This window comes from Lacticaseibacillus brantae DSM 23927 (assembly GCF_001436115.1).
GTDB lineage: Bacteria > Bacillota > Bacilli > Lactobacillales > Lactobacillaceae > Lacticaseibacillus > Lacticaseibacillus brantae.
On the sequence record NZ_AYZQ01000001.1, the window covers coordinates 83,156 to 109,617 of the forward strand.

The following is a 26,462-nucleotide window of genomic DNA, read 5'->3' on the forward strand; positions in this document are numbered from 1 at the left end:
TCTTATTTCCTAAAGGAGGAAATTTTAGCATGACTGTTAAGATTGGTATTAATGGTTTTGGCCGTATCGGTCGTTTAGCTTTCCGTCGTATCTTCGAATTGGGTGAAAAGTCCAACGATATCGAAGTTGTTGCTATCAACGATTTAACCAGCCCAACCATGTTAGCTCACCTTTTGAAGTATGATTCAACTCATGGTGTCTTCCCTGGTGAAGTTAGCGCAACCGATAACGGTATTGTCGTTAACGGTAAAGAATACCGTGTTTACGCTGAACCTCAAGCACAAAACATTCCTTGGGTTAAGAACGACGGCGTTCAATATGTTCTTGAATGTACTGGTTTCTACACCTCAGCTGAAAAAGCACAAGCTCACCTTGACGCTGGTGCAGAACGCGTATTGATCTCTGCTCCTGCTGGCCCAATGAAGACCATCGTTTACAACGTTAACGATGACACATTGAACTCAGACGACAAGATCGTTTCTGCTGGTTCTTGCACAACGAACTGCTTGGCACCTATGGCTTACTTCCTTAACCAAGAATTTGGTATCGAAGTTGGTACAATGACAACTGTTCATGCTTACACTTCTACACAAATGCTCCTTGATGGCCCTGTTCGTGGTGGTAACTTACGTGCCGCTCGTTCAGCTGCTGCTAACACAATTCCTCATACTACTGGTGCTGCTAAGGCTATCGGTTTAGTTATCCCAGAATTGCAAGGCAAGTTACAAGGTCACGCACAACGTGTTGCTGTTGTTGACGGTTCATTAACAGAATTAGTTTCAATCTTGAAGACTAAGAACGTTACTGCTGACCAAGTTAACGATGCAATCAAGAAGCACACCGTTGACAACGAAAGCTTTGGCTGGAACGAAGACGAAATCGTATCATCCGATATCATCGGTTCAACATACGGTTCAATCTACGACCCAACCCAAACCGAAGTTACTACAGCAGGTGACTACCAATTAGTTAAGACTGTTGCTTGGTACGATAACGAATACGGCTTTACTTGCCAAATGGTTCGTACTTTATTGAAGTTCGCTACTCTCTAATCTAGAGATTAACAACTTGATATAAGCGCAACACATAAGGAGCGGAGGGAGGTTAACTCCCTTCGCTTTTTTTCATGAAAAAATTTCAAATTTAGGAGGGTTTTATTCAATGGCTAAATTAATTGTTTCTGACTTAGACGTTAAGGATAAAAAAGTTTTAATCCGGGTTGACTTCAATGTGCCAATCAAGGACGGCGTTATCGGTAATGACAACCGGATCGTGGCTGCATTACCAACCATTCAATATGTGATCGATCACGGTGGTAAGGCAATCTTGCTTTCTCACTTGGGCCGGATCAAGACCAAGGAAGATGAAGAAAAGCTGAGCTTGCGTCCAGTTGCAGAACGTCTTTCTGAATTATTGAAGAAGCCTGTCACATTCATTCCAGAAACTCGTGGGACCGAATTAGAAACTGCCATTAACGATATGAAAGATGGCGATGTTTTGGTTATGGAAAACACTCGTTTCGAAGATCTTGACGGCAAGAAGGAATCAGGCAACGATCCTGAACTTGGCAAGTATTGGGCAAGCTTAGGCGACCTCTTCGTTAATGATGCATTTGGTACAGCTCACCGTGCCCATGCTTCAAACGTTGGGATTGCTTCTAACATGCCACAAACTGCTGCTGGCTTCTTAATGGAAAAGGAAATCAAGTTCTTAGGTGACGCGGTTGACGATCCTAAGCACCCATTCGTCGCTATCTTAGGTGGCGCGAAGGTTTCTGACAAGATTGGGGTTATCTCAAACTTGGTACCAAAGGCTGATCACATCTTAATCGGTGGTGGGATGACTTACACATTCTACGCTGCTAAGGGTATGAGCATTGGTAACTCATTAGTTGAAACTGACAAGATTGACCTTGCTAAGCAAATCATGGCTGAAGCCGGCGACAAGCTGGTTCTGCCTGTTGACTCTGTTGTTGCAACAGAATTCAACAACGATGCACCTCACAAGATCGTTGATGGCGATATTCCTGATGGCTACATGGCATTAGATATCGGTCCTAAGACAATTGCTGAATTCAAAGACATCTTAAAGGATGCCAAGACTGTTGTTTGGAATGGCCCTATGGGTGTGTTCGAAATGTCTAACTACGCCGAAGGTACCCTTGAAGTTGGTAAGGCACTCGGCGACTTGAAGGACGCAACAACAATCATTGGTGGTGGCGATTCAACTGCTGCTGCTGTTCAATTAGGCATTGCTGACAAGATTACCCACATCTCTACTGGTGGTGGTGCAAGTCTTGAATACCTTGAAGGTAAGACTTTACCGGGTATCGCAGCAATTTCTGATAAGTAATTTACAGCACGAAGTTTAATCGTGTACACTGAATGTGGTGGGCAACCACCACTACATACGAAAGGAAGTTATGTTCATGCGGACCCCAATTATTGCTGGGAACTGGAAGATGAATAAGAATCCAGAACAAACACAAGCTTTTCTTGAAGCAATTAAAGGCAAATTACCAGAATCTGGTGTTGAAGCCGTTATCGCTGCACCCGCAGTTGATTTGAACGCTTTAACTTGGTTCTCAAAGGATGAACCTTTAAAGACAGCTGCTCAAAACAGCTACTGGGAAGACGAAGGTGCCTTCACTGGTGAAACCAGTCCTAAGGTGCTTTCCGAAATGGGTATCGATTATGTTGTAATCGGTCACTCAGAACGGCGTGAATACTTCCACGAAACTGACGAAGACGTGAACAAGAAAGCTCATGCCATCATCAAAAACCGGATGACGCCAATTATCTGCTGTGGCGAAACACTTGAACAACGCGAAGCCGGCGATACAAATAGCTGGGTTGCAGGTCAAGTTGAAGCTGCTTTGAAGGGTTTAACCGACGAAGAAGTGGGTAACTTAGTCATTGCCTACGAACCAATCTGGGCTATCGGTACTGGTAAGACTGCTTCTGCTGATCAAGCACAAGAAGTTTGTGGCCACATCCGTGAAACTGTTAAGAAGTTGTATAATGAAGGTACAGCCGAAAAGGTTCGTATCCAATACGGCGGTTCTGTTAAGCCTGCTAATGTCAAGGAACTTATGGCTAAGAAGGATATCGACGGCGGTCTTGTCGGCGGTGCTTCATTAGATCCAGAAGACTTCTTAGCATTAGTGAACTTCCAAAACTAATTTGGTATCAAATTTTAAAAACTGCCAGCTGGCAAAAAATGAAGGAGATTACTTAAATGTCTATCATTACTGATGTTTTAGCACGCGAAGTCTTAGACTCACGTGGCAATCCTACTGTTGAAGTTGAACTTTACACCGAAGATGGCGGCTTTGGTCGCGCACTTGTTCCATCAGGTGCATCTACTGGTGAACACGAAGCTGTTGAATTACGTGACGGCGACAAGTCTCGTTTCGAAGGCAAGGGTGTTTTAAAGGCTGTTGCTAACGTCAACGATGCTATTGCTAAAGCTGTTATCGGCTTAGATGTGACTGAACAACGTCTTATCGACCAAACTATGATCGAATTAGATGGCACCCCTAACAAGGGTAAGTTAGGCGCTAACGCAATCTTAGGTGTTTCATTAGCTGCTGCCCGTGCTGCTGCTGACGAAATCGGCTTACCATTGTACGAATACCTTGGCGGCCCTAACAGCTTCGTATTGCCAACACCAATGATGAACGTTATCAATGGTGGTGCGCACTCAACGAACACTATCGACTTCCAAGAATTCATGATTATGCCTGTTGGTGCAAAGTCTGTCCGCGAAGCAATCCGGATGGGTTCAGAAACCTTCCATGCTCTCCAATCCTTATTGAAGGAAAAGGGCGACATCACCGCTGTTGGTGATGAAGGTGGTTTCGCACCTAACTTGAAGGATAACGAAGAAGCATTCGAATTCTTAGTTGAAGCAATCACTCGTGCCGGCTACAAGCCAGGGACTGACATTGCTTTGGCCTTCGACGTTGCCTCTTCAGAATTCTACGATGCTGAAAAGAAGGAATACACTTTGAAGTGGTCTGATCCAGATACTTCATACACAACTTCCGAATTCATCGACTTAATCGCTGGTTTCGTTGACAAGTATCCTATCGTTTCTATCGAAGATCCTATCGATGAAAACGACTGGGAAGGCTGGCAAGAAATCACTGCTAAGCTTGGCGACCGTGTTCAATTAGTTGGTGACGACTTGTTCGTGACAAACACAGAATACCTCCAAAAGGGTATCGATATGCACGTTGCTAACTCAATCTTGATCAAGTTGAACCAAATCGGTACCTTGACTGAAACATTCGATGCTATCGAAATGGCTAAGGAAGCTGGTTACTCAGCTGTTGTTTCTCACCGTTCTGGTGAAACTGAAGATACGACGATTGCTGACTTGGTTGTTGCAACCAACGCTGGCCAAATCAAGACTGGTTCAATGAGCCGGACTGATCGTATTGCTAAGTACAACCAATTAATGCGGATCGAAGACCAATTGGGTTCTGTTTCTCAATACAAAGGTCTCAAGTCCTTCTACAACGTTAAGAACCCATTGAGCAAGTAATTTTTTGCTCACTTAAACCGCTTGGCTTTTGGCCAGGCGGTTTTTTTGTGTCTAGCAAAGCTAATTGGGTGTAAGCTTAATGTTGATAGTTGGGGGAGAAAACGATGCGACGTCTGAAAACAACACAATTAGAAATTATTCTCCAGGGGGCCATTGTTGGCATTATAGCTGGGGGAGTCGTTAGTGGCTTCCGCTGGGCCATCGCCACTGGCTTAACCTTCGTGCGCGCTGGTTATCAGCATTTTTCCTGGCCTCGGCTAGGCCTTGTCGTGATGGTGAGTGCGCTGACTGTGTGGCTGCTCAGCCGGTTACTGACCCGAGAACCTGGAATTTCGGGCTCCGGGATTCCACAAGTTGAAGGCCAGTTGCAAGGTGAATTAGACTATTCATGGTGGTCCGTGCTTTGGCGCAAATTCGTCGGCGGGATTCTCGCCATTGCCCCAGGCTTATTTCTAGGTCGTGAAGGCCCATCAATTCAGTTAGGCGCTGCGGTGGGGCAAGGCTTTGCCGAAATTGGCCACGCGCCGGCGCGCCGGCGGCGAATTATGATTGCTTCCGGCGCTGCCGCGGGATTATCGGCAGCCTTTAATGCGCCTATTGCCGGGACTTTATTTGTCTTGGAAGAGGTGTACCATAATTTCTCACCGGTTATTTGGCTCAGTGGCTTGACGAGCGCTCTGACGGCGAACTTTGTTTCAGCGTATATTTTTGGTCAGACACCGGTCTTACATCTCATCTATGCGCATAGTCTACCGTTGAATTTGTATTGGCACTTATTGGTTTTAGGCGTAATCCTGGGGTTAATGGGTCGGCTGTACCAAAGCGTGCTGCTCGCCATGCCAAAAGCGTATCAACAGTTGCACTTACCACAGCGATTCTGGGGAATCGTCCCATTTTTATTGATGATTCCATTGGGCTTTTGGCGGCCCGCACTGCTGGGCGGGGGTAACGCCATTATTGTTAGTTTTAATGCCGCCATCCCATCAATTGCCGTTTTAGCTGGCATGTTAATAATCAGATTTGTATTCTCAATGGTGGCCTACGGGTCGGGTTTACCTGGGGGCATCTTTTTGCCCATTCTTTCACTTGGTGCGATTATCGGTGCATTGTATGGTCAGATCATGGTCGCCTGGCACTGGTTGCCACAAACTTACGTGATCAATTTAATTATTTTCTCAATGGCGGCATACTTTGCTGCAATCGGGAAAGCCCCATTCACGGCCATTTTGTTGGTCACGGAAATGGTGGGAAGTCTCAGACATCTGATGCCGATGGCGGTGCTTAGTTTAGTGGCGTACGCAATAGTGGATGTGCTGCGGGGGGCGCCAATTTATGAGTCGCTTTTAAAACGGCTGTTGCCGGCGGCACCCGATGATGGCCCCATGCAACAAGTCGATTTAACCGTGTTTGCCGGCACAAAACTGGCCGAGTCGCTTGTTGGAGCGGTTTCTTGGCCGGCGCAAACCTTGCTGATTAGGATTCAGCGTGGCGAGCAGATGCTGGTCCCCAATGGGCAAACTAAGATTCAGGCTGGTGATCTCTTGCGTTTTCAAACGCGACCGAATCAGGTGCGCCAATTACGCCAGCTGGTGAATCGTCCTGCTGAGGACGGACAAGATGGTCCCCGGGTTTAAGTGAGTTTGACTGGTCAGCAAGCTTGGTTTGTGATAATCTACTACTAGTGAGATTTTTAAGAAGGAGGGAATAACTTGCAAAGTTTATTCACCACTTTATTAGTGATCGATTCAATTCTGATCGTTATCGCTACTTTAATGCAACCAAGTAAACAACAAGATGCACTGAGCGCTTTGTCCGGTGGGGCAACCGATTTATTCGGGAAGCAGAAGTCTCGGGGCTTTGAAGCTTTCATGGAAAAAGTAACCGTGGTTCTCGCCATACTTTTCTTTGCTTTTGCACTGGTCTTAGCATATCTGTTTGCGCATTAACGAAGGTCTCCTGTGATAGCAGGGGCCTTTTTTTGGAGGAAAGCCGTGTTTCGACAACCGCAACCAATCGAGTATCCGGGTGGTAAAACAGGGGTTCTGTTATTGCATGCCTACACGGGTAGTCCCAATGATATGAATAAACTGGCGCACCGCCTGGCAGATGCCGGTTATGGCGTGTCAGTGCCACTTTTGTCTGGCCACGGGACACTGGAGCCATTGGATATTCTTGCGGCGTCGCCAACAACATGGTGGGCGCAAACACAGGCCTCACTGGCGGATTTGCAGACCAAGTACGCGCAGGTCTTTGTGTTTGGGCTCTCGCTAGGCGGTATTTTTGCTATGAAGGCACTGGAAACAGATCCGACCTTGCGAGGTGGGGGCGTGTTCTCTAGCCCGATTATTGCGGGTGTGAATCACTTACCAGCCGGTTTTCGCCAATATGCCCAATACATGTATCGTCTAGCTGATTCACCAGGGCACATGACTGCTGTGAATCAACAACTGCCAGCCCAACTTGGCGCTATTGAACAGTTCTCACAGACGGTAGCTAATCAACTGGGACAATTGAGCCGGCCAATCTTTATTGGCCAGGCAGGTGCCGATGAGTTGATCGATGCCTCACGGGCTTATCAACTTCGAGATGCCATTAAGCAACCAGTTGATTTTCACTGGTATCCAGATGCTAAGCACGTGATTACCGTGAATAGCGCGCATCACCAATTAGAAATTGACGTATTGAATTACTTACAACAGGAAGAGGTGCCAGCATGACCACAATCGGCCATATGCGCAACGAATTATTATCAACATTTCGCAAAAATCAAGGCGTTGCTTATTCCACAACAACGCTGAACAAAGCCCTCAAACTGGACTCAGCTGATGATTTTAAGCTGCTTGTCCAAGCTTTGACTGGCCTTGAAAATGACAACTTAATTCACCAGAACCAAAATAATCTTTATGTCCTCGGCGGTAAGCCGCAGCAGTTGCTCGGGGTTTTTCATGGCAACGAAAAGGGCTTTGGTTTCGTGGCGATTGAAGGTGAAGACAATGATGCCTTTATCGCGCCACCAAATACGAACTTCGCCTTAGATGGCGATACCGTTGAAATTGCCATTACCCGGCCAGCTCGACCAGGCGATTCCCGGGGCCCAGAAGGCCGCGTGGTTTCTGTCGTTGAGCGCAAATCCACCGCATTAGTCGGAGAATATCGTCCCCTGTCTGATGAAGATCGTCAAAAGACAGGTTTCATTGGCACAGTGACAAGCCACGAGAAGAAGATGAATCGGTATCCGATTTACGTGAAAGATACTGGTACGATCCCTGAACTTGGTGACATGCTGCTGGTTAACATTACCAGCTACCCAGACGCCGACCATCCCGATCGGATGGAGGGAATTATCGTTCAAAGTTTGGGGAATAAGAATGCTCCAGGTGTTGACGTTCTATCGCTGGTTTATGCGAACAAGATTCGCACTGAGTTCCCTGATGAAGTCATGGCTCAGACCAACGAAATTCCCGACCACGTGACTGACGCTGATCGTGTTGGGCGCCGCGATATTACTGATCAACCCGTTGTCACCATTGATGGGGATGACAGTAAAGACTTTGATGATGCGGTCGTGCTTTGGAAGTTACCTAATGGCAACTATCATTTGGGTGTCCACATCGCTGACGTTTCTTACTATGTCACTGAAGGCTCAGCCTTGGATCAGGAAAGTTATGAACGCGGGACCAGTACGTATTTGACAGATCGCGTGATTCCAATGCTACCATTCCGATTATCAAATGGGATTTGTTCCTTGAACCCTGACGTTGATCGACTGGCCATGTCTTGTGATATGGAAATCGACCGCTCCGGTCATGTGGTTAAGCATGAGATTTATCAAAGTGTTATCCGATCACATGCACGGTTGACCTATAATAACGTCAATAAGATTCTTGAAGGCGATGAAGTCCTGCGTGATTTATACAAGGACTTAGTACCAATGCTCGAACAAATGGGCGAATTACACGAAATTATGTACAAGATGCGCCATGGCCGCGGGGCCATTGATTTCGAAGAAACCGAAGCCCAAATCGTCGTTGATGAAGATGGTCACCCAATTGACATCGTCCTGCGTGAACGGGGCACATCTGAGAAAATGATTGAATCCTTCATGCTGGCTGCCAATGAAACAGTAGCTGAACACTACAACACGAAGCATCTGCCATTTATTTATCGGGTGCACGAAACACCTGATGAAGACCGCATCAAAGACTTCATGGACTTTATCGCAAGTTTCGGGATCAAGGTGACTGCACCTAAGGGTCAGACCGTGACGCCGAAAATGCTGCAACAGGTGGTCACTGATGTGACAGACACGCCTGAAGAAGCAATGGTCAATGTGAAGTTATTGCGGAGTTTGAAGCAGGCACATTACTCTGAAGATCCACTGGGTCACTTTGGGTTAGCCGCTAAATACTACACGCACTTCACGTCACCTATTCGACGCTATCCTGACCTGATTTCTCACCGCTTAATCCGCAGTTATGCTGCTGACACGAGCGATAAGAATCAAGCCAAGTGGTCTGAGAAACTCCCAGATATCGCCTTGCAAAGTTCAACCCAAGAGCGGCGAAGCATTGATACAGAACGGGCTGTTGATGACCTGAAGAAGGCAGAATACATGCTGGATAAGGTTGGGGAAGAATTTGACGCTGTCGTGAGTTCTGTCACTAGCTTTGGGATGTTCATTGCCTTGCCTAATACGGTTGAAGGCCTTGTCCACATTTCTCGCATGAAAGATGATTATTATAGTTTCGTTGAAAGCCAAATGGCCTTAGTTGGGCAGACAACAGCCAAAACTTACCGGATTGGCCAGCCATTACGCGTCAAGCTGGATAATGTCGATGTGGACCAACGCCAAATCGATTTCTCCTTGGTGCCCAGTGATGACACGCCTACCAGTAATCTCGGCGAATTAGTTAAGCCTCAGCCACGGCGTGCGCCCCGTGACCACAAGCCTAGCCAAGGTGGTCGTCCGAATAAGAATAACCAAAATCGAAACACTCGCTCAAAATAGGTGGTGAGATCCGATGAAGAAACAAAAGCCAAAGCCAACTAACTTGTTAGCTCAGAACAAGAAGGCCGGTCACGATTACAACATTCTCGAGACCTATGAAGCTGGAATTGCCTTGAGCGGCACTGAAATCAAATCGGTTCGGGCGGGTAAAGTGAACTTAAAGGATGGTTTTGCCCGGATTCGTAACGGGGAAGCCTGGCTCGAAAATGTGCACATTAGTCCATACAAGGAAGGCAATCAGTTTAATGCTGATCCATTGCGCAATCGTAAACTTTTGTTGCACAAGAAAGAAATTAGTAAGTTGACTGGTGTCGTTCAAGAAAAAGGGACGACATTGATCCCCTTGCGCATGTATTTGAAACATGGCTATGCCAAGGTCTTGATTGGTGTGGGTCAAGGGAAGAAGCTGTTTGATAAGCGGGAAACCTTGAAACGTAAAGACCAAGACCGGGAAATGCAGCGCGCGTTGAAAAACGCTCGCAACTAAAAAAACTACGGCAACCAGAAATTGGTTGCCGTAGTTTTTTTGTTATTCAGGATCGTCAGGGGCAAGTTTCAGCAAATGCGGTTTACCGTAGTAATAGCCTTGCCGCAAATCTAGCGCCATTTTATTGGCCCAGTAATCGTCATCTTCGTTCTCAACACCTTCAAGAATGAAGCGAAAGGCATGTTCTTGGGCGAGGTGCTGCCAGAAAGCGACGTGTTCTTCGGCTGAAGCCATTTCTAAGTGCTCGTGGCCATTCTGCAAGGCGTATTTCATTTCGCTGGTGAATGGCAAGAGAGGCTCAATTTCAGGCCAAGTGTTGTCGCCGGTCCCAACATCATCAAGCGATAGTTCAATGCCCAAATCAGTTAAGACAGAAGCAACCTCGAGTAGCTGTGCCATAGGTACTGGTGGCGTGACGGGTTCTTCGATCAGTTCAACCACTAACCGGACGGGGCGCAAGATTCCCTGCGCCGCAATCAGGGCCGCAATCAAGTTGCCGTCAATAATTTGGGTGCGGTTGACATTGACCGAGACGGAGCCGATTTTGAGGGACAATTTCTTGGCCGTTTCAACCAATGTGTCCGCAATGAGGCTTGCCGGCAGGTCGCTGAATGAGGCTGGTGGTTCCCAATGGTCTTTAACGTAGGTTTTCATCAACAATTCATAGCCGACCAGCGAATGATTGTAGACGTTGAGTTGAGGTTGGATAAAGTAGCGATATATGCTCATTTAGGTCACACGATCTTTCTTATTTGTGAATCACTGTACTTAGTTTACCGGCATTGTCCGGGAAACGCAAACCGGAGTTGTGCTGCCAGTATTGATTAATTTCAATAAACAGATAAAATATTGTTAGTTTGCAATATTGGAGGAAGCCCATGAAAGTTGTTGTAATTGGCTGTACCCATGCTGGGACCGCGGCAGTGAAAGAAATCTTGAATTCGCATCCTGAAACGGAAGTAACTGTCTACGAACGTAATGACAATATCTCGTTTCTTTCGTGTGGGATTGCCTTGTACTTAGATGGTCAGGTCAAAACCTTAGAGGAAATGTTCTACGCTTCTGCTGACGAATTACGCGCCATGGGCGCCACTGTGCGATTGCGGCACGATGTACTAAAAGTAGACGCTGCCGAAAAGACTTTAACCGCCCAAGATATGGATTCCTATGCGATTCTACACGACAGTTTTGACAAATTGATTGTCGCAACGGGCTCCGCGGTTTCAGTTCCGCCTTTACAAGGTATCGACCACCAGCGCGTTTTATTATGTAAGACTTATTTACAAGCCAAGGCAGTCTATGACACTGCTCAAGAAAATCATGACATTGCACTGATTGGTGGTGGCTATGTCAATGTTGAATTGGCGGAAAGCTATCGCAAAACTGGTCATGAAGTGACACTGTACCAAAGTCGGGACCAATTATTACCCAATTACTTAGACACAGATATGGCTGTCCGCGTGGCCCAACTGCTTGCGGACAATGGTGTGCGGATCCAATTGAATCACCGCGTTAATGGCTTCACTGAAGACGAGACTGGCTTAACCATTGAAACGAATCAAGGGGACTATCGCGCTGATTTAGCCATCGTTTCCACTGGGTTTGTCCCCCAGACTGACCTTCTGCGCGGTCAGGTGGCTTTAGATCGGTCAGGTGCCATTATTACTGACGAGTATGGGCGTGCCTCTAATCACGATATTTTTGCGGCCGGGGATTCCCGGGTGTCACGGTTTAATGCGACCGGCAACAATGCTTATCTTCCGAATGCTTCTAACGCTGTGCGGCAGGGACTGCTTGCGGGGATTAATGTGTTCGGCGAATTGCGGGCGGACATGGGGACACAAGGTACCAGCGCGATGATGCTGTTCGGCTATACCTTGGCGACCACTGGGATTACACTGGGTAATGCCAAATTGCGGGGGATTGACGCTGCGAGCACCACGTTTGTCGATATGTACCGGCCAGAATTTATGCCAACGACTGACGAAATTACGATTACACTGGTTTATGAGAAACAGACACGCCGAATCCTAGGGGCCCAGATGCTCAGTAAGCACGAAATTTCACAGTCCGCTAACACGCTTTCCTTGGCTATTCAAAACCAGAATACACTTGACGACTTAGCGTTTGTCGACATGTTGTTCCAACCCAATTATGATCGGCCATTTAATTATTTGAATCTAGCAGCCCAGCAGGCATTAAAAGCAGAGGGCTTGTTATAGAAGTTTGGAGTGGAGAACTTGATTCAGTCAACAGTGCTTGTCGTCATCACTGATATTTTCTGGGTGTTGGGCGTCATCTTAGTCTACCAATTTCTTATGCGCACGCTTTCTAATCCCACAGAGACTCATCATGGGGCCATGTCAGTCTTGGGCTTGGAATGGTTAAGTATCGCATATTTTGGTGTCATTTCGATTTATTTAGAGTTGCTCAGCCAGCAAGCGGGTAACAGTTTAATGTTTAATAATTTTAGGGTTATTTTTCTCTTGTTTACGACGGCATTTCTAAGTACGGGTGATGCACTCGTGCTTTTGGCTGTGGGGACTGGGGCTAGGTTGGCCGTTTTTGGGGTTAGCGCTGCTAGCCTCTGGTTAAACGGGATTTTTGCCGCCATTGGCTTGGTGATGATAGCTGCCAAACGGCTCTCCTGGTTAAAGACAGGCTGGTTTTTAACTTTGGGTTTCATCCTGACCAGTTGCAGTTGGTGGGCGGTCAGTCTTTGGGGAGCAAGCGTCGGCCTGTCGTTGACCGGCATTCATCCGGTATTGGCTTCAGTGGAGTTGGCCATTCTTTTGGCCGGGGTGTATTACGCCCTGACAGTACTGACGCAGACCAACGAATTCATGTGGGAAATGACTCGGATGGCAACGACCGATGCGTTGACCCAATTGCACAATTATAATGATTTCTCGCAGTCCTATGCCGAAATTGTCGCCCACGAGCGTGAGGTTGACGGCGACCTGGCTGTGGTTGCATTAGACATTGATCATTTTAAGGCTATCAATGACCATTATGGCCATCCAGCGGGAAATGCAGTTTTACGTTATTTGGGCGTCACCTTGACCAAAATTGCCTCCCCAGAGGTTCGGCCTTATCGGATTGGCGGGGAAGAATTCGAATTGATTATTACTGGCCATAGCCGGGCCAGGGTTGCTGCAATTATCAGTAGTATTCAGCACGTAATCGAGACGCAACCGGCGTTTTATAATGATCAGCCAATTCAAGTGACAATTTCCATTGGTGTTGCTTGGGCTCAGAATGAAGCTTATCAGCCGGATCAATTGTTTGAACGCGCCGATAGCATGCTCTATGAAGCTAAGCGTAGTGGCCGGAATCAAGCAAAATTCGACCAGGCTTTTGATCATGTTGCAAGAGTCACTCATTAAGCGATTAGCCTATGGCTGGTCGTTTTTGTTTTGCCTTTGTGACATTGACAGGTACACTAGAGGCAATTAAGGGGCGGCAGACATGGAGATTGTGGTTTTTTGGTTGATTGTGGTGCTAGTCGTACTGGCAATGCTAGCATTATTGGTATTCCTAACGCTGGGCATTGCGGGCTCAGAGTTTTGGCGCCGGTACTGGGCCTATTATCAGAATGAATACGCCCAAGATCGACCTGGCTGGCGGAACACAAAGGCTGTCTTAGCGATTAGTTGGCGGGCCCTGCTGGCAGGTTTAGGCGGCAATATCTAGGCAATATAAAGGGGTTGTGACAAAACTACGTTTTGTCACAAACCCCTTTTTGAATTTCCGATTTGCTGACTTGGCGTCCTCGCCAAGGGCAAAGCAAGTTGGGCACAGGTTGTTGCGAGTTTGAACACATTATGGGATTGATTCAAAGGCCTAAGTTCGGGCTTTATCATCAATCCTTGTTAATCCTCATTCTCAAAGCTTCTTTATCATTGTTCATCAATTGTGTAGAACAGATCACGCTCGGGCATGAGAACTTCGGCGCGAGTTTCATTATCTAGGGTTTCCGCCATCCGTTCTGGATGAAATGAATGCCAAGGGACGATGATTTTGGGATTCACCATTTTGGCCAAGGTAATTAAATCTTCGCGAAAGGCGTGCCCGGAAGCAGATAGGAATTGTAAGGGGATGTTATGTGCTTTCAGCCAGTCTTGCAACTGCTGGAAGCGGGGATCGTAATCTCCAAGCGGCTCGCCATTACTATGCACATAGACTGAGACAGGTAGTTCAGCTAACAATTCCAAATTGGCGAACTGGTTTTCCAAGACGAATTTAGCCGGTTCTGCTTTAATATCTCCAAGACTGACCGTATCGTTTAACACGGCAGTGGGGCGGTTGCCAGTAATGTCTTCCAGAATCTTAGCATCAGTGGGCGCAAAGACCATTTGACGGCCCTGGCTGGCTGCTGTCGCTACAAAGGCTTGCAAGCGTTCGTAGTTACGCTGGTAGGGGTTGACGACGACTAATTGGCTTGCTGCCTCAAGTGTCTGAGCAAAAGCTGTTTGCAGCGATGCTTCACTGAGAGGCACACTTGGTTGGCTTTGATCCTCAACCGGTGCGGCAGTGTCAAACGAGAACGTCGTGCCTTCGAGCATGAAGAGCGACAATTTAGCTTCATTAAAAATCTGTGCCCAATGGTCAACGTTTTGGCGGTGTGGACCATTGAGCCGGACATCTCCAGAATGACCATAACGATGGCGGCCGTCATCGACCAGTAGGGCCATGACGCCTGGTTCATCATGATCACTCGCAAACCCTGTCACTGTGAAGTCGCCAATTGTCACTGGTGTTTCAAATGGTAGGGGGTTGAGGTTATCGACTGGCGCCTCGATGCCTTGGGCAATCAACGACTGATAGAGCCGGTAAGAGGGCTCAGAAAGGTAAATGGGAATATCAGCCTGCAAATATTGGAGCGCGCCCATGTGGTCAATATGCAGGTGAGAAATGAAAATAGCTTCGTGGTCGAACTTATCTGGTTGGTTGAAGAACAACTCTGGAACGTTAGGCAGCTTACCATTGGCGATGGCCGATTCCACAGTTTCGTCGGTCAGATCACTGGCCACCCCAAAGTCCATGATGACGCGACTATTGCCATTACTGAATTCAACGATGTTGCCGCCAATTGTGTCTAACCCATTTAAAAAACGCACTTCTGTCAAAGGATTCACCTCGTTTTAGTTTCGTTTTAAGATTACCACAAACCGTGCTGGCTCGCTCGACCTACAAAAAAAGCCTCTGCCAATTGGCAGAGGCTTTTGGATATCATTATTGATTGCTCTTGATGATGGTTTCGGTTTGATTTTGTAAGGTGCCTAAGGCCTTGCGGGTTGATTCGTGCTTAGTCAACATGGCGTCAACGGCAGTTAACAAGTCATTCCGGTATTCAGAGAAGCCAACAAAGGCAGTTGATTGGAATCCAAATGGTAATGAATCAACGGCAGCTTTAGCAGTAGGATCCTTCTTCAAGTAATCTTGGAAAGATTGATCTTCTAAAGCAGACTTCCGTAATGGAACATAACCGGTTAATTCAGCCCATTTAGCCGTTACAGGCTTGCTCATTAAGTACTTCATGAATGCCCAAGCGGCTTTCTTCTGATCAGCAGTCGCACTCTTGAACATTACAATGTCGTTTCCGGCTAATTCAGTTGCCTTTTCACTCTTGTATGAAGGTAATGGCATTGTGCCCCATTCGAGATCCTTAGGTGCGCCTTGCTTCATGTGGGTAATCCCAGCGGATGAGCCAGCGTAGAAGAGGGTCTTGCCAGAAGTGAAGTTCTTGTCCCCATAAATATCTTCACCAGCAGTCTTGGCAGTACCATCATTAACCATGTCCATGATTAAGTTGGCAGCTTCAAGTGACTTCTTGGAATCAACATTAACTTTGAAACTCTTTGGTGAAACCAATGGATTGCCGGCTTGGCGAGCTAAGCCTTCAAATTCCATATCGAAACTCTTATCAAAGCCAACAGCAGCAACACCCTTAGACTTGATTTGTTGACCAATCTTTTGGATGTCTTCCCAACTCGTTGGCATCTTGACGCCCAGTTTGTCCATTAAGGTTTTGTTGTAATACATAATCCGCGTCGACTTACTCATTGGGATGCTGTAATACTTGCCTTCATACTTTGAAGAATTCAAGAAAGCAGGATAGATATCCTTCAAATCAGCACTGGTTAATTTGTTACTGCCATCGATCATATAAGCATCAAGAGGTTCGATGAAGCCTTGCTTACTGTAGTCTGGCACGGTGGTGTAAGTTGTTTGTGCAATCACAGGTAAACTCTTGGACTTGGCCGCAGCCATAATCTTTTGTTGCAAGGTGGTGTAGTTCCCTTGTGCGGTGCCGACAACTTTATATTGGCTTTGTGACTTGTTGAAGTCTGAAATGATTTCATTCAGCGCTTTTTGGTAAGGGCCGGTCATCCCATGCCAGAACGAGATGGTCGTGACTTTGCCGTCACCCGAAGACTTATCTGAGGTGCTAGAGTTGGAGTTACCAGCACCACAAGCGGTGAGCAGCGCCACCAGAGAAACGGTTAATGCACCAAGTAAAACTTTACCCAAGCAATTCTTTTTCATTTTTTGTATCATCCTTTCAATCCTGCCTTTGAAATACCAGCGATAATGTATTTTTGTAAGAAGATGTACAAGATAACCATTGGAATAATGACGAAGGTGGAGGCTGCCATCAACAGTTGATACTGCGTGCCAGCGTCCGTGGTGAAGGCCTGTAACCCAACAGGCAGCGTCCGCATACTTTCAGAGTTCGTCACAATCAGAGGCCACATGAAGGAGTTCCATGACCCGATGACTTGTAGAACGGTGACAGCTGTGATGGTTGATTTACTCATGGGAACCAGAACCGTCCACAAATACTTCCAATCAGAAGCGCCATCAATTTTGGCAGCGTAGTAAATCTGATCAGGCGTCGACTGGAACGTCTGGCGCAAGGTGAAAACGGTGAAGAAACTGGCCAACCAGGGAAGAATCAAGGCCCCATATTTGTCGATTTGCCCCAAATGTGACAAGGTCACAAAGTTTGGAATAATCAACATTTCACCGGGAATCATCATTGTTCCCAGAAAGATAACGAAGAGAATATTTTTACCCCAGAACTTTAAGCGCGCAAATGCGAAAGCGGCCAAGATACTGGTGAACAAAGTGCCAGCAGTCGATAAGGTCGTGACCACAACACTATTGATGAAGTAGCGACCAAACGGTGCAGCGTGCCAAGCAGCCACGTAATTGCCCCATTGTAATTGCTTAGGAATCCAAATGGGTGGCACTTTGATGGTTTCAGGTGCGGTCTTTAAGGATGTTGAAATCATCCACAAGAATGGAATCAACATGGTGAGCGCCCCTAAGATGACGATGACGTATAAGAGAATTTTGCTAATTGTTTTTGCCATCTGCGTCCTCCTAATAGTGCACGTGCTTGCGGGAATACCACAATTGCACGAGCGTGACTAACAGGATCAAGAAGAATAAGACCACACCACTGGCGGCCGCGACCGGATACTTGTATTCGGTATAGAACTTCTGATACAAGTAATAAACAATCGTCAAATCAGCTTTCCCAGGGCCGGGTGTGCCTTGGAACAGGGCAAAAATTTCATCGAAGACTTTGAAGCTACCAATGACCCCATTGATTGAAACTAAGAAAGTGATGGGGGACAGCAGTGGCAATGTCACGTTCCAGAAACGTTGGAAGGCATTGGCACCATCGATTTCGGCGGCTTTGTAATACCCGTCGTCGATGTTGTTAATCCCAACCAAGAACAAGATGATATTAAAGCCCAAATTCTTCCAGATACTCATGATAATGAGGGCGAGAAGCGAATAATTGGGATCAGTCAACCAGTGGATCGGGTGAATCCCAAACCACCCCAGAAAATAATTCATCAAGCCGTAATCGGAATGATAAATCCAGTTCCAGACCATCGCGATGGCGATGGTGCTGGTGACAAAGGGGAGGAAGTAGATGGTCCGGAAGAATCCGGATAAGAACTTAATCTGATTGAGCAACAACGCAATGACTAATGACAGAATGACAGTAATTGGCACGACCGCGATGACAAAAATCAGGGTATTTTTGACGGCCAAGTGGAAATCCGGGTCATTCCAGAGATACACGAAATTATCAAAACCTAATCCGCCCACCTTATCCGTATAGAAGTCGTACTTCGTATACAAGCTCATCGCGAAACTACTGATGATGGGATAAATGTGGAACGTGATTGAAATGACGAGCATTGGTAACAGATACAGCAACGCTATGGCAGATGACTTCAGGCTAGGTTTTTCATTGAGCATGAAGATCACCGCCGTAAATCATTGTGCCCGCGTCATCAAAAAGGAAGAAGCCCTTCTTGGTGAGATAGAAATCGAGCTGGGCTTGATCTTCTGGCACCCCAGACATCTCAGTACTCAGGATGGTTTGTCCATTGTACGTGACGTCGCTGGTGGCTTCTCGACCAAACTTTTGGCTGTGAGTGACCGATCCAGAGAGTTTGGTGAGGACGGCATCCCCGGCATCGTAAGGAATAATTGCTTCCGAACGAATTCCGGCGGTTTCAGCCCGCTCCAGTATCTCGCCTGGAATGATCCCAGCCAGTGCGTCTTGTAACACATCAGCAGGGATGGTATTGATAATTGGCGTCCCAATGAACTTGGCGACAAACAGATTGTTTGGCGACTCATACAGGTCCGTCGGGGAACTGAATTGTTGGATATGGCCGTCACTCAATACCATGATGTTGTCTGAAATATGTAAGGCTTCATCTTGGTCATGAGTGACAAAAATCGTGGTAACCCCAGTTTCACGCTGAATGCGGCGAATTTCTTCCCGCATTTCAATGCGTAAGCGTGCATCAAGGTTAGACAATGGCTCATCCAACAATAATAAGCTTGGGGACTTCGCTAGCGCCCGCGCAATGGCGACCCGCTGTTGTTGTCCACCAGATAACTCGCCAGGTTTCTTATCGACCTGGTCATCAACATGGACGAGAGCAGCCAGTTCAGCGGCGCGTTTGCGACGTTCTGCTTTTGGCACTTTGGCCATCTTGAGGGGAAAAGCGATATTATCCAACACTGTCAAGTGCGGATACAACGCATAGTTTTGGAAAACCATGCCCACTTTACGGGCCAACGCGTCTTTCTTGGTGACATCTTCATCGCCAAAAAAGATTTGACCGCTGGTTGCCGTCAACAACCCTGAAATCAGATTCAGGGTCGTCGTTTTACCGCCGCCACTCGGTCCGAGCAGCGAGACTAACGTACCGTCAGGGATGGTGAAATTCAGGTCCCTGAGCGTGTCAGTCTTGCCATCATAGGACATCGTGACGTCTTTGAAAGTAACCTTCAACCCAGTCCGCTCCTTCGATTTTAGTCATTGGCGTTGTTTGCCAACAGAGGCTCCCTGATAATCAGGCAGCGCACTTCTTTATGATACCGTAAAATTTCAAAAAAAGGTCACGGACTCTTCTTTTTTATGTATCGATTTTGTAAACAACCTTCCAGGTCTCATTAGACTGGGATTCGGAACATTTTTTTGGGAAAATTTGTGGTCTAGTGGTTTCTGTGTGGCTTCACAATCGGTGGAAGTGTTGATTTGACGGGCCCGGAACTTGCTCAGAGCCTTCAGGACGTTAAACTGACTTTAGGAAATGCCACATTGGGTTGCAAAGCGATAGGAATCGATTAGCACAATGTGACTAACCCCACTGACTGGTTCAGTGGGGTTTTTGTCGGTTTAACCGTCCTTTTATCAAAAGTTTGATACACTGGAGGAGTAAAGGAGGGCATAATATGATTCGTAAAAGTACACCCGCAGATGCCCACGGCGTCGTGCCACTCATTGATATCGTCTTTGAAGAGATGGAAATCCCTCAATTGATGGTACTATCTAAGTCCGTGACTTATCCCGTGTTTGAAAAGGCGTTTCTTCTGCCGGATTATCGGTATGGCTATCCCAACACGTATGTCGCTGAAGAAGATGGCAAAATTAAAGGCATTCTTGTGGGGTATCCGCATGAAAAAGAGGCTCACATTGATGATGCCTTTGCGCCTTTATTGCCTGAATTAGGAATGGACCCTAATGAACGGTTCTTCACCGATCAGGAGAGCTACCCTGGTGAATGGTATCTGGATACATTTGCTGTAGCTGAGGATTCTCAGGGCCAAGGCATCGGGACTAAGTTAATTGAGACGGTCTTGCCAGAGCTGGCCGCTTCTGGCGTTGAACGTGTCAGTTTGAATGTTGATCAAGCCAATCCTCGGGCGCAAAAATTATATGAACGGCTTGGATTTGAAAAAACAGGCGAGCTGATGATTGGTACACATCGCTACAACCACATGGTCAAACTGCTGGCCAAAAATTAAATTAGCCACACCTCATTGTCGGTAAGACAATGGGGTGTTTTCTTACGAATGACAGCGCTGGCTGGCCTATTGACAGTAGGGGGTGGCACCCAGTAAATTCAAAGTATTGATAGCGCTGTCACAATTTGCGCACTGAGGCCATCAGGGGGGTGGGAGAATGACAATTACAGGGCTTAAGGTCTTTAAATTTGTATCGATTGTTTCCACAGTGACTGCCATCGGATTCATCTGTGTCGGCTTATTGACGGAGATTTCACTAGGGGATTTCGTGAGGGAACTCAGTATCATTAGTGGCAATTTAATTCTTTATCCCATTATCTCCAGACACATGGAATTGGAGTAAGCTGCACCATGCAAAAAGGGTTGTGACAAAACTACGTTTTGTCACAACCCTTTTTTAATTTCTGAACAAACTAGACTAATCGCGTTCCAAAAGACCGAGAATTCCGGTTAACAACAAGTGTGAAAACTCGCGTTCAGCAACCGAGCCCCGACACAGTTTTGCTGCCTTGGCGTCCTCGCCAAGGGCAAAGCAAGTTGGGCACATCTGCTTTTAATGTGAATTAGTCAAAGCCCAACACGGGGTTGCCGGTTTTGAGTGGGTGGCCGACGCGGCTGAAATGATTCAAGATGACCGCGACTAAAATGCCATTGATGGTGTCGTCAGGCGTCAGGCCATCGATTGCCACGACTTGGCCACCGCGAACAGATGAAACTGACATTATGACGCCGACACCGCGGTAAACGCGATAAACATCATTGGTCAAATTCCCCATGACAATCCAATTGAGCTTGGAAACATAGGCAAATTCGTTCCAAACACCAAACATTTGCTTGATCGTGCCAGTTTCTTGGTTATCGACGAACAGGCCGTACCGCGGGAAAATTCCCAGACTTTGCTGGCGAATTTCACCTAATGGTTGCCTGGAGAGATTGGCCAAGACATAGCCGGTATTGATCAAACCCCGGCGGCCACTAATAAGAAATCGATTCTGGTGGTGTTGATCATAGATGGGAGTGATGCCGACTTGCTGCAGAACTGGTGGCTCAAAATAGAGGGTCATGCTTATTCGGCCTGGTTAATGGCGATGGCTTGATAAATTGCTTTGGCCACGCCGTCTTCAAGATTTGTGGTTGTTTCTCTCCAAGCTAGGGCTTTAATTTCTGGGACAGCGTTACCCATCGCGACGCCGTACTTAGCTTGGCGAATCATGGATTCATCATTGAGATTATCGCCCAAGGTCATGACTTCATCCATGGAGATGCCACGTTGTTTTGTAAATTCGGTGAGGGCACTCCCTTTTTGGGCATGGATATTGTTAATTTCGATGTTATTGGCCGAACTACTCGTGACGACCAGTTCCCCGGTGGCATTGAATTTAGCTTTTGGCGCGTCCAAGGCCGCTTGGTGTTCCGGACTGAAAGCGATGATTTTCATAATTTCAATCCCGGGGGTTTTGAGCAGTGCATCGTAATTATCCACGTAATTAATGTTCATTAATTCAAGGCGAGCCGCTGCCAGGACAACGGCAATCTTATAGGATGTATCAGGATTAAGGTCAACGAGCAAGTCAGCGACATTTTGAATCCGCGCAACCTTGCTGTCGGAGTAGATGCCTTGATTGGTAATCAATTCAAAATAAATGCCGCGGGCCTTCAAATCATCACTCACGTAAGTCGTCATCGCCGAACTGAGCGGAATATCGACCACTAATTTATGTTGTTCATCAAAAACCTGAGCCCCATTCAGCGTAATAAAGGCCGGGTGTAGATTCTGGGCTGCGAGTAAAGGTTGGGCCTCGCTCAAACCGCGGCCAGTAGCCACCACGAATTGAATTCCAGCTGCTTTGGCATCCAGAATCGCTTGGGCATTTCCTGCAGACACCTGCATCTTGTCGTTCAGCAAGGTGCCGTCCATATCTGAAGCAATCAATTTGATCATGGCTTATCCTCCTATATTCTTCCTGAGTTTATCATGAAATCGCTCTCTTTGGTAGGCGATTCCTGGTGTTTTGGGGCTAGTCCTGCCTCCAGGTTTCGATTACAATGAAGCTGCAGCAAGCGATGGGAGCGGATAACAATGAAAACTTTGATTCATAATGACTGGCAAAATATTCTTGCACCGGTTTTTGCTAGCGAGGACTATCAAGCCTTACACGCATTTCTTAAACAGGAATACGCGACTCAAACAGTGTATCCGGAAATGCACCATATTTTCCAGGCTTTTGAATGGACGCCTTTTGATCAGGTCAAAGTCGTTATTCTCGGCCAAGATCCTTATCATGAACCCGGCCAGGCAGTGGGCGCTAGCTTTGCCGTCGCGCCGGGCATTCCCTTGCCGCCGTCGCTCCGAAATATTTATCAAGAATTGCAAGCTGATGTCGGCGCTACCCCGGTGAATCACGGCTATCTGAAAAGTTGGGCGACCCAAGGGGTGCTGCTCCTCAATGCCGTGCTAACAGTTCGGCGCGGTGTGGCTAATTCCCATCAGCAAAAAGGCTGGGAGCAGGTTAGTGATGCGGCTATCTCGGCCCTATCAGCTCGAGGCGGGGTCGTGTTTATTCTGTGGGGGAATTCTGCCAAGCAGAAAATTCCGTTGATTAACCCACAAACCAATCGAATCATCACTTCGCCACATCCCAGTCCCTTGTCAGCTTATCGGGGCTTCTTTGGCAGTAAACCTTTTTCACGGGCTAATGCCGATTTAGTGTCGATGGGCGAAACGCCAATCGATTGGCAACTACCGCAGAACCCCGAGGAGGAGTCAGCTAATGCGTAGAATTTACTTTTTGTGCACGGGTAATTCTTGTCGGAGTCAGATGGCGGAAGGATATGCCAGACAAATGCTTGCAGCAGAAGTTCAGAGTGCTGGAGTAGAAGCTCACGGTCTGAATCCTATGGCCGTGCAAGTCATGGCTGAAGACGGCATCGACATTTCGCATCAACAATCAACTTTGATAGACCCTGAATTTTTTGCCGGCGCAGATTTAGTGGTGACACTCTGTGGGGATGCCCAAGACCGCTGCCCGACAATACCGCAAGGCACTCACCATTTACATTGGGACTTACCTGATGCGGCCCAAGCCCATGGGGACCAGGCGGCGATCCTGGAGATGTTTCGAACTGTTCGCGATCAAATTAAACAGGAGATTCAAACGTTGGCGGACTGATGCTAGTCACTGCGCCTAAAATCAGCTATGATAGTCGAGTAATCGCTTCACTAAAATTGGAGGTTTGTTGATATGGATTTATTTGAAGAGCTTAAACAAAAAATCACCGGCAAGCAGATTAAGATTGTTTTTCCAGAAGGCGAGGAACCTCGAATTCTCGGTGCTGCAGTCCGGCTGGCCGCTGAAGGCCTCGTGCAGCCGATTGTCTTGGGAGATCCTGATACGATTGCCGCTGTTGCAAGCGACAATAGTTGGAGTCTAAATAAGCTGACAATTCGTAACCCAGCAACGGATGCTGAATTTCCAAATTTGGTGACAGCTTTTGTTGAGCGCCGCAATGGGAAAGCCACCCAAGAACAGGCCGAAACTGGCTTACGCGACCCCAATTATTTTGGCACAATGCTAGTCTATGTTGGTGATGCTGACGGCATGGTCAGTGGGGTGGTCCACTCCACAGGTGATACTGTTCGCCCAGCGCTTCAAATTATCAAAACGCGGCCAGGGGTGAGTCGGACTAGTGGGGCCTATATCATGCAACGGGGCCGCGATGAACGGTATTTATTTGCCGACAATGCCATCAATATCGATCCTTCAGCACAAGAATTAGTTGAAATCGCCGTTGAATCTGCAAATACGGCTAAGTTGTTTGGCATTGATCCAAAAGTGGGGTTATTATCCTTCTCAACCAAAGGCTCGGCCAAGGCACCCCAAGTGGATAAAGTCGTCGAAGCCACTAAGATTGCGCATGAATTAGCCCCTGATTTACCACTTGATGGTGAATTGCAGTTTGACGCCGCTTTTGTCCCATCAGTCGCTCGCCAGAAAGCTCCTGATTCTGCAGTTGCTGGTGAAGTCAATGTCTTTATTTTCCCAGAATTACAATCGGGGAACATTGGTTACAAGATTGCCCAACGGTTCGGGGGCTTTGAAGCAATTGGCCCAATTCTGCAAGGCTTAGCTAAACCAGTTTCTGACTTATCTCGCGGTGCTAATGAAGAAGATGTCTACAAACTTGCCATTATCACGGCTGCGCAGACATTGATGAAGTAGGTTAGATATGGAATTTGATAACGAAACCCAACTTCAAGCGTTTGCCACCGCTTTGGCAGATAAACTTGTTCCTGGCGATGTCCTCCTGTTGGATGGTGATCTGGGTGCTGGTAAGACGAGTTTTACCAAAGGCCTGGCCGTTGGTCTTGGGATTAATGATCCGATCAAAAGTCCCACGTTTACGATTGTGCGGGAATATCAAGATGGGCGGTTACCGCTCTATCACATGGACATTTATCGTCTTGAAGATGGCGGGGCTGAAGATCTGGGTTTAGAAGAGTATTTTGAAGGCGATGGTGTGAGTGTTGTTGAGTGGCCAGAATTCTTGCGCTCAGCTTTACCGGAGACTTATGTGTTAATCCATTTCTTAAAAGATGACCATGATGACGACAAACGGACATTAACATTTGAAGCTGTCGGTGAGCGTGCCCAACAGTTGATTGCCGATTTGCATTAAAAAAAGTTGTGACCAGATGATTCTGGTCGCAACTTTTTTTAGGTGGTCAATTTCATAAATGGTCGAATGCGCCCCTCACCGAACTGTTGGGTTTCGGTGACCAGAATCTCAGCGCATGCATACGCATCGGCCAAAGCGTGATGGTGATGGGGCAGCGGGATTTCTAAAGCGACACTGACCGTATCGAGGCGATGATTAGGCAAATTCGGGAAGAATTTACGACTGGTTTTGACGGTATCAATGACCTGATAATGTGGCACTTTAACGCCATAACGTTGCAAGCTATGTTTCAGAACTGAGACGTCAAAGGGCGAGTTGTGGGCGGCCACAATTTGCTGCACCGAAAAGAAACTCTGAATGTGAGGCCACATGGTGGCAAAGTTAGGGGCATCAGCGACCATTTCGGGTGTAATGCCGTGGATGCGGATATTTTGCCGGTCAAACTCAGTTTCAGGATTGATGAGGCTATAGAAACTATCAATGACTTGATTATCGCGAACGACGACCAACGCCACTGAGCAGGCAGACGCCCGTTTTCGATTGGCGGTTTCGTAATCCATCGCAATGAAATCCATGCTAAGCCCCCAATAGATCGACGGTGTCGAGTTCGACTGGGCAATGATCACTGCCCATGATATCGGTCAAAATTTTGGCATCGACCAACTTGTCTTGGAGCGGATTGCTCGTGACGAAATAGTCAATCCGCCACCCGGAGTTGTTTTTGCGGGCCGAGAAGCGATAGCTCCACCAAGAGTAGACCCCACCTAAGTCAGGATAGAAATGGCGGAAGGTATCCGTGAAGCCAGCATTCAGTTGGCGGGTGAAGTCTTCGCGTTCTTCATCGGTGAAGCCGGCGTTTTTATGGTTAGTTTTAAAGTTCTTCAAGTCGATTTCTTCGTGGGCAACATTCAGGTCTCCACAATAAATCAACGGCTTCTTTGCCGCTAAAGTTTTGGTGTAGTCCAGGAAGGCTTGGTCCCAGGCTTGCCGGTAATCCAGGCGTTTGAGTTCTTGCCCGGAATTCGGGGTGTAAACTGTCATTAAATAGAAGTTTGGGTATTCAAGTGTAATGACGCGACCTTCTGTGTCGTGTTCCGGTAGGCCAATGCCATAAGTCACGGCCAGGGGTTCATGTTTGGTGAAAATAGCTGTGCCAGAATAACCCTTACGCTCGGCATAGTTAAAGTATTGATGGTAGCCTGGCAGATCGAGGTCGACTTGACCGGCTTGCATTTTAGTTTCCTGAAGACAGAACCAGTCTGCATCTAAGGCATTGAAAGTGTCCATGAAGTCTTTTTTTAAGACGGCCCGTAAGCCGTTAACATTCCAAGAAATAAATTTCATTGTCGATTCCTCCGCTTATTGAATAGGTCTAGTGTACCAGATTTTGCG

Annotated in this window: 28 protein-coding genes; 18 read left to right on the forward strand and 10 right to left on the reverse strand. The window is 47.1% G+C overall.

From position 1 onward, the window contains the following. Nucleotides 1–29: 29 nt before the first annotated feature. The 9 genes from gap to smpB all read left to right on the forward strand — a co-directional run bounded on the left by gap (nucleotide 30) and on the right by smpB (nucleotide 10,043). A complete protein-coding gene (gene gap, locus FC34_RS00410) occupies nucleotides 30–1,052 on the forward strand; it encodes a type I glyceraldehyde-3-phosphate dehydrogenase (protein WP_057893407.1) in 1,023 nt (340 codons plus the stop codon). A gap of 109 nt (nucleotides 1,053–1,161) precedes the next feature. Then, entirely contained in the window at nucleotides 1,162–2,352 is a 1,191-nt protein-coding gene (locus FC34_RS00415) for a phosphoglycerate kinase (RefSeq protein WP_057893408.1), read from the forward strand. A gap of 76 nt (nucleotides 2,353–2,428) precedes the next feature. Then, entirely contained in the window at nucleotides 2,429–3,181 is a 753-nt protein-coding gene (gene tpiA / locus FC34_RS00420) for a triose-phosphate isomerase (protein ID WP_057893409.1), read from the forward strand. A gap of 56 nt (nucleotides 3,182–3,237) precedes the next feature. Next, entirely contained in the window at nucleotides 3,238–4,548 is a 1,311-nt protein-coding gene (gene eno / locus FC34_RS00425; RefSeq protein WP_057893410.1) for a phosphopyruvate hydratase, read from the forward strand. Between the two features lie 89 nt (nucleotides 4,549–4,637). Continuing rightward, nucleotides 4,638–6,182, forward strand: a complete 1,545-nt coding sequence (locus FC34_RS00430; RefSeq protein ID WP_420805028.1) for a ClC family H(+)/Cl(-) exchange transporter — start codon at nucleotides 4,638–4,640, stop codon at nucleotides 6,180–6,182. A 75-nt stretch (nucleotides 6,183–6,257) separates the two neighbouring features. Then, nucleotides 6,258–6,494: a preprotein translocase subunit SecG gene (gene secG, locus FC34_RS00435; RefSeq protein ID WP_057893412.1), complete on the forward strand. Its 237-nt coding sequence runs from the start codon at nucleotides 6,258–6,260 to the stop codon at nucleotides 6,492–6,494. 45 nt (nucleotides 6,495–6,539) lie between these two features. Beyond that, nucleotides 6,540–7,265 carry an alpha/beta hydrolase gene (locus tag FC34_RS00440; RefSeq protein ID WP_057893413.1) on the forward strand — a complete coding sequence of 242 codons (726 nt, stop codon included), beginning with the start codon at nucleotides 6,540–6,542 and terminating at the stop codon, nucleotides 7,263–7,265. Then, nucleotides 7,262–9,556, forward strand: a complete 2,295-nt coding sequence (gene rnr, locus FC34_RS00445; protein ID WP_057893414.1) for a ribonuclease R — start codon at nucleotides 7,262–7,264, stop codon at nucleotides 9,554–9,556. The genes FC34_RS00440 and rnr overlap by 4 nt, the downstream gene beginning before the upstream one ends. A gap of 13 nt (nucleotides 9,557–9,569) precedes the next feature. After that, nucleotides 9,570–10,043 carry an SsrA-binding protein SmpB gene (gene smpB / locus FC34_RS00450; protein ID WP_057893415.1) on the forward strand — a complete coding sequence of 158 codons (474 nt, stop codon included), beginning with the start codon at nucleotides 9,570–9,572 and terminating at the stop codon, nucleotides 10,041–10,043. Between the two features lie 42 nt (nucleotides 10,044–10,085). Here smpB and FC34_RS00455 read toward each other — a convergent pair whose 3' ends face one another. Beyond that, nucleotides 10,086–10,772, reverse strand: coding sequence for an EAL domain-containing protein (locus FC34_RS00455; RefSeq protein ID WP_235803378.1), 687 nt, complete (start codon nucleotides 10,770–10,772; stop codon nucleotides 10,086–10,088). Between the two features lie 149 nt (nucleotides 10,773–10,921). Here FC34_RS00455 and FC34_RS00460 point away from each other — a divergent pair, with 149 nt between their 5' ends. The 3 genes from FC34_RS00460 to FC34_RS00470 all read left to right on the forward strand — a co-directional run bounded on the left by FC34_RS00460 (nucleotide 10,922) and on the right by FC34_RS00470 (nucleotide 13,736). Further along, entirely contained in the window at nucleotides 10,922–12,265 is a 1,344-nt protein-coding gene (locus FC34_RS00460; protein ID WP_057893416.1) for an FAD-dependent oxidoreductase, read from the forward strand. An 18-nt stretch (nucleotides 12,266–12,283) separates the two neighbouring features. Then, on the forward strand, nucleotides 12,284–13,429 hold the full coding sequence (locus FC34_RS00465; RefSeq protein ID WP_057893417.1) for a GGDEF domain-containing protein: 1,146 nt from the start codon (nucleotides 12,284–12,286) through the stop codon (nucleotides 13,427–13,429). 82 nt (nucleotides 13,430–13,511) lie between these two features. Further along, on the forward strand, nucleotides 13,512–13,736 hold the full coding sequence (locus FC34_RS00470; protein WP_057893418.1) for a hypothetical protein: 225 nt from the start codon (nucleotides 13,512–13,514) through the stop codon (nucleotides 13,734–13,736). Nucleotides 13,737–13,942: 206 nt separating this feature from the next. Here the strand turns inward: FC34_RS00470 and FC34_RS00475 are convergent, their stop codons facing one another. The 5 genes from FC34_RS00475 to FC34_RS00495 all read right to left on the reverse strand — a co-directional run bounded on the left by FC34_RS00475 (nucleotide 13,943) and on the right by FC34_RS00495 (nucleotide 19,377). Next, nucleotides 13,943–15,172 (reverse strand): MBL fold metallo-hydrolase, encoded by a 1,230-nt coding sequence (locus FC34_RS00475; RefSeq protein WP_057893419.1) that lies wholly within the window; start codon nucleotides 15,170–15,172, stop codon nucleotides 13,943–13,945. Nucleotides 15,173–15,278: 106 nt separating this feature from the next. Next, entirely contained in the window at nucleotides 15,279–16,592 is a 1,314-nt protein-coding gene (locus tag FC34_RS00480; RefSeq protein WP_057893420.1) for an ABC transporter substrate-binding protein, read from the reverse strand. Between the two features lie 8 nt (nucleotides 16,593–16,600). Further along, on the reverse strand, nucleotides 16,601–17,422 hold the full coding sequence (locus tag FC34_RS00485) for a carbohydrate ABC transporter permease (protein WP_057893421.1): 822 nt from the start codon (nucleotides 17,420–17,422) through the stop codon (nucleotides 16,601–16,603). A 10-nt stretch (nucleotides 17,423–17,432) separates the two neighbouring features. Continuing rightward, nucleotides 17,433–18,326 carry a carbohydrate ABC transporter permease gene (locus FC34_RS00490; protein ID WP_057893422.1) on the reverse strand — a complete coding sequence of 298 codons (894 nt, stop codon included), beginning with the start codon at nucleotides 18,324–18,326 and terminating at the stop codon, nucleotides 17,433–17,435. Continuing rightward, nucleotides 18,316–19,377 (reverse strand): ABC transporter ATP-binding protein, encoded by a 1,062-nt coding sequence (locus FC34_RS00495; protein WP_057893423.1) that lies wholly within the window; start codon nucleotides 19,375–19,377, stop codon nucleotides 18,316–18,318. The genes FC34_RS00490 and FC34_RS00495 overlap by 11 nt, the downstream gene beginning before the upstream one ends. Nucleotides 19,378–19,820: 443 nt before the next feature. Here FC34_RS00495 and FC34_RS00500 point away from each other — a divergent pair, with 443 nt between their 5' ends. Continuing rightward, nucleotides 19,821–20,393: a GNAT family N-acetyltransferase gene (locus FC34_RS00500; protein ID WP_057893424.1), complete on the forward strand. Its 573-nt coding sequence runs from the start codon at nucleotides 19,821–19,823 to the stop codon at nucleotides 20,391–20,393. 157 nt (nucleotides 20,394–20,550) lie between these two features. Then, complete coding sequence (locus tag FC34_RS00505) at nucleotides 20,551–20,736, forward strand: hypothetical protein (protein WP_057893425.1); 186 nt, start codon at nucleotides 20,551–20,553, stop codon at nucleotides 20,734–20,736. Nucleotides 20,737–20,956: 220 nt separating this feature from the next. Here the strand turns inward: FC34_RS00505 and FC34_RS00510 are convergent, their stop codons facing one another. Next, nucleotides 20,957–21,457 carry an LURP-one-related/scramblase family protein gene (locus FC34_RS00510; RefSeq protein WP_057893426.1) on the reverse strand — a complete coding sequence of 167 codons (501 nt, stop codon included), beginning with the start codon at nucleotides 21,455–21,457 and terminating at the stop codon, nucleotides 20,957–20,959. Nucleotides 21,458–21,459: 2 nt separating this feature from the next. Beyond that, nucleotides 21,460–22,335 carry a Cof-type HAD-IIB family hydrolase gene (locus FC34_RS00515; protein ID WP_057893427.1) on the reverse strand — a complete coding sequence of 292 codons (876 nt, stop codon included), beginning with the start codon at nucleotides 22,333–22,335 and terminating at the stop codon, nucleotides 21,460–21,462. A gap of 138 nt (nucleotides 22,336–22,473) precedes the next feature. Between FC34_RS00515 and FC34_RS00520 the strand changes: the two genes are divergently transcribed. From FC34_RS00520 to tsaE, 4 genes are all read left to right on the forward strand, one after another. After that, the gene (locus FC34_RS00520; protein ID WP_057893428.1) at nucleotides 22,474–23,172 is read left to right on the forward strand and encodes a uracil-DNA glycosylase; all 699 of its coding nucleotides are present in this window, start codon (nucleotides 22,474–22,476) and stop codon (nucleotides 23,170–23,172) included. After that, a complete protein-coding gene (gene arsC, locus FC34_RS00525; protein ID WP_057893429.1) occupies nucleotides 23,165–23,563 on the forward strand; it encodes an arsenate reductase (thioredoxin) in 399 nt (132 codons plus the stop codon). Before FC34_RS00520 ends, arsC begins: the two co-directional genes overlap by 8 nt. A gap of 72 nt (nucleotides 23,564–23,635) precedes the next feature. Next, nucleotides 23,636–24,613 carry a phosphate acetyltransferase gene (gene pta, locus FC34_RS00530; RefSeq protein ID WP_057893430.1) on the forward strand — a complete coding sequence of 326 codons (978 nt, stop codon included), beginning with the start codon at nucleotides 23,636–23,638 and terminating at the stop codon, nucleotides 24,611–24,613. A gap of 7 nt (nucleotides 24,614–24,620) precedes the next feature. After that, nucleotides 24,621–25,070, forward strand: coding sequence for a tRNA (adenosine(37)-N6)-threonylcarbamoyltransferase complex ATPase subunit type 1 TsaE (gene tsaE / locus FC34_RS00535; protein WP_057893431.1), 450 nt, complete (start codon nucleotides 24,621–24,623; stop codon nucleotides 25,068–25,070). Nucleotides 25,071–25,108: 38 nt separating this feature from the next. On the opposite strand, the gene FC34_RS00540 is transcribed toward tsaE, so the two are convergent. Together FC34_RS00540 and FC34_RS00545 are read right to left on the reverse strand one after the other, a co-directional pair. Next, the gene (locus FC34_RS00540) at nucleotides 25,109–25,645 is read right to left on the reverse strand and encodes a 3'-5' exonuclease (RefSeq protein WP_057893432.1); all 537 of its coding nucleotides are present in this window, start codon (nucleotides 25,643–25,645) and stop codon (nucleotides 25,109–25,111) included. 1 nt (nucleotide 25,646) lies between these two features. Next, nucleotides 25,647–26,414: an exodeoxyribonuclease III gene (locus FC34_RS00545; protein WP_057893433.1), complete on the reverse strand. Its 768-nt coding sequence runs from the start codon at nucleotides 26,412–26,414 to the stop codon at nucleotides 25,647–25,649. Nucleotides 26,415–26,462: the final 48 nt, after the last annotated feature.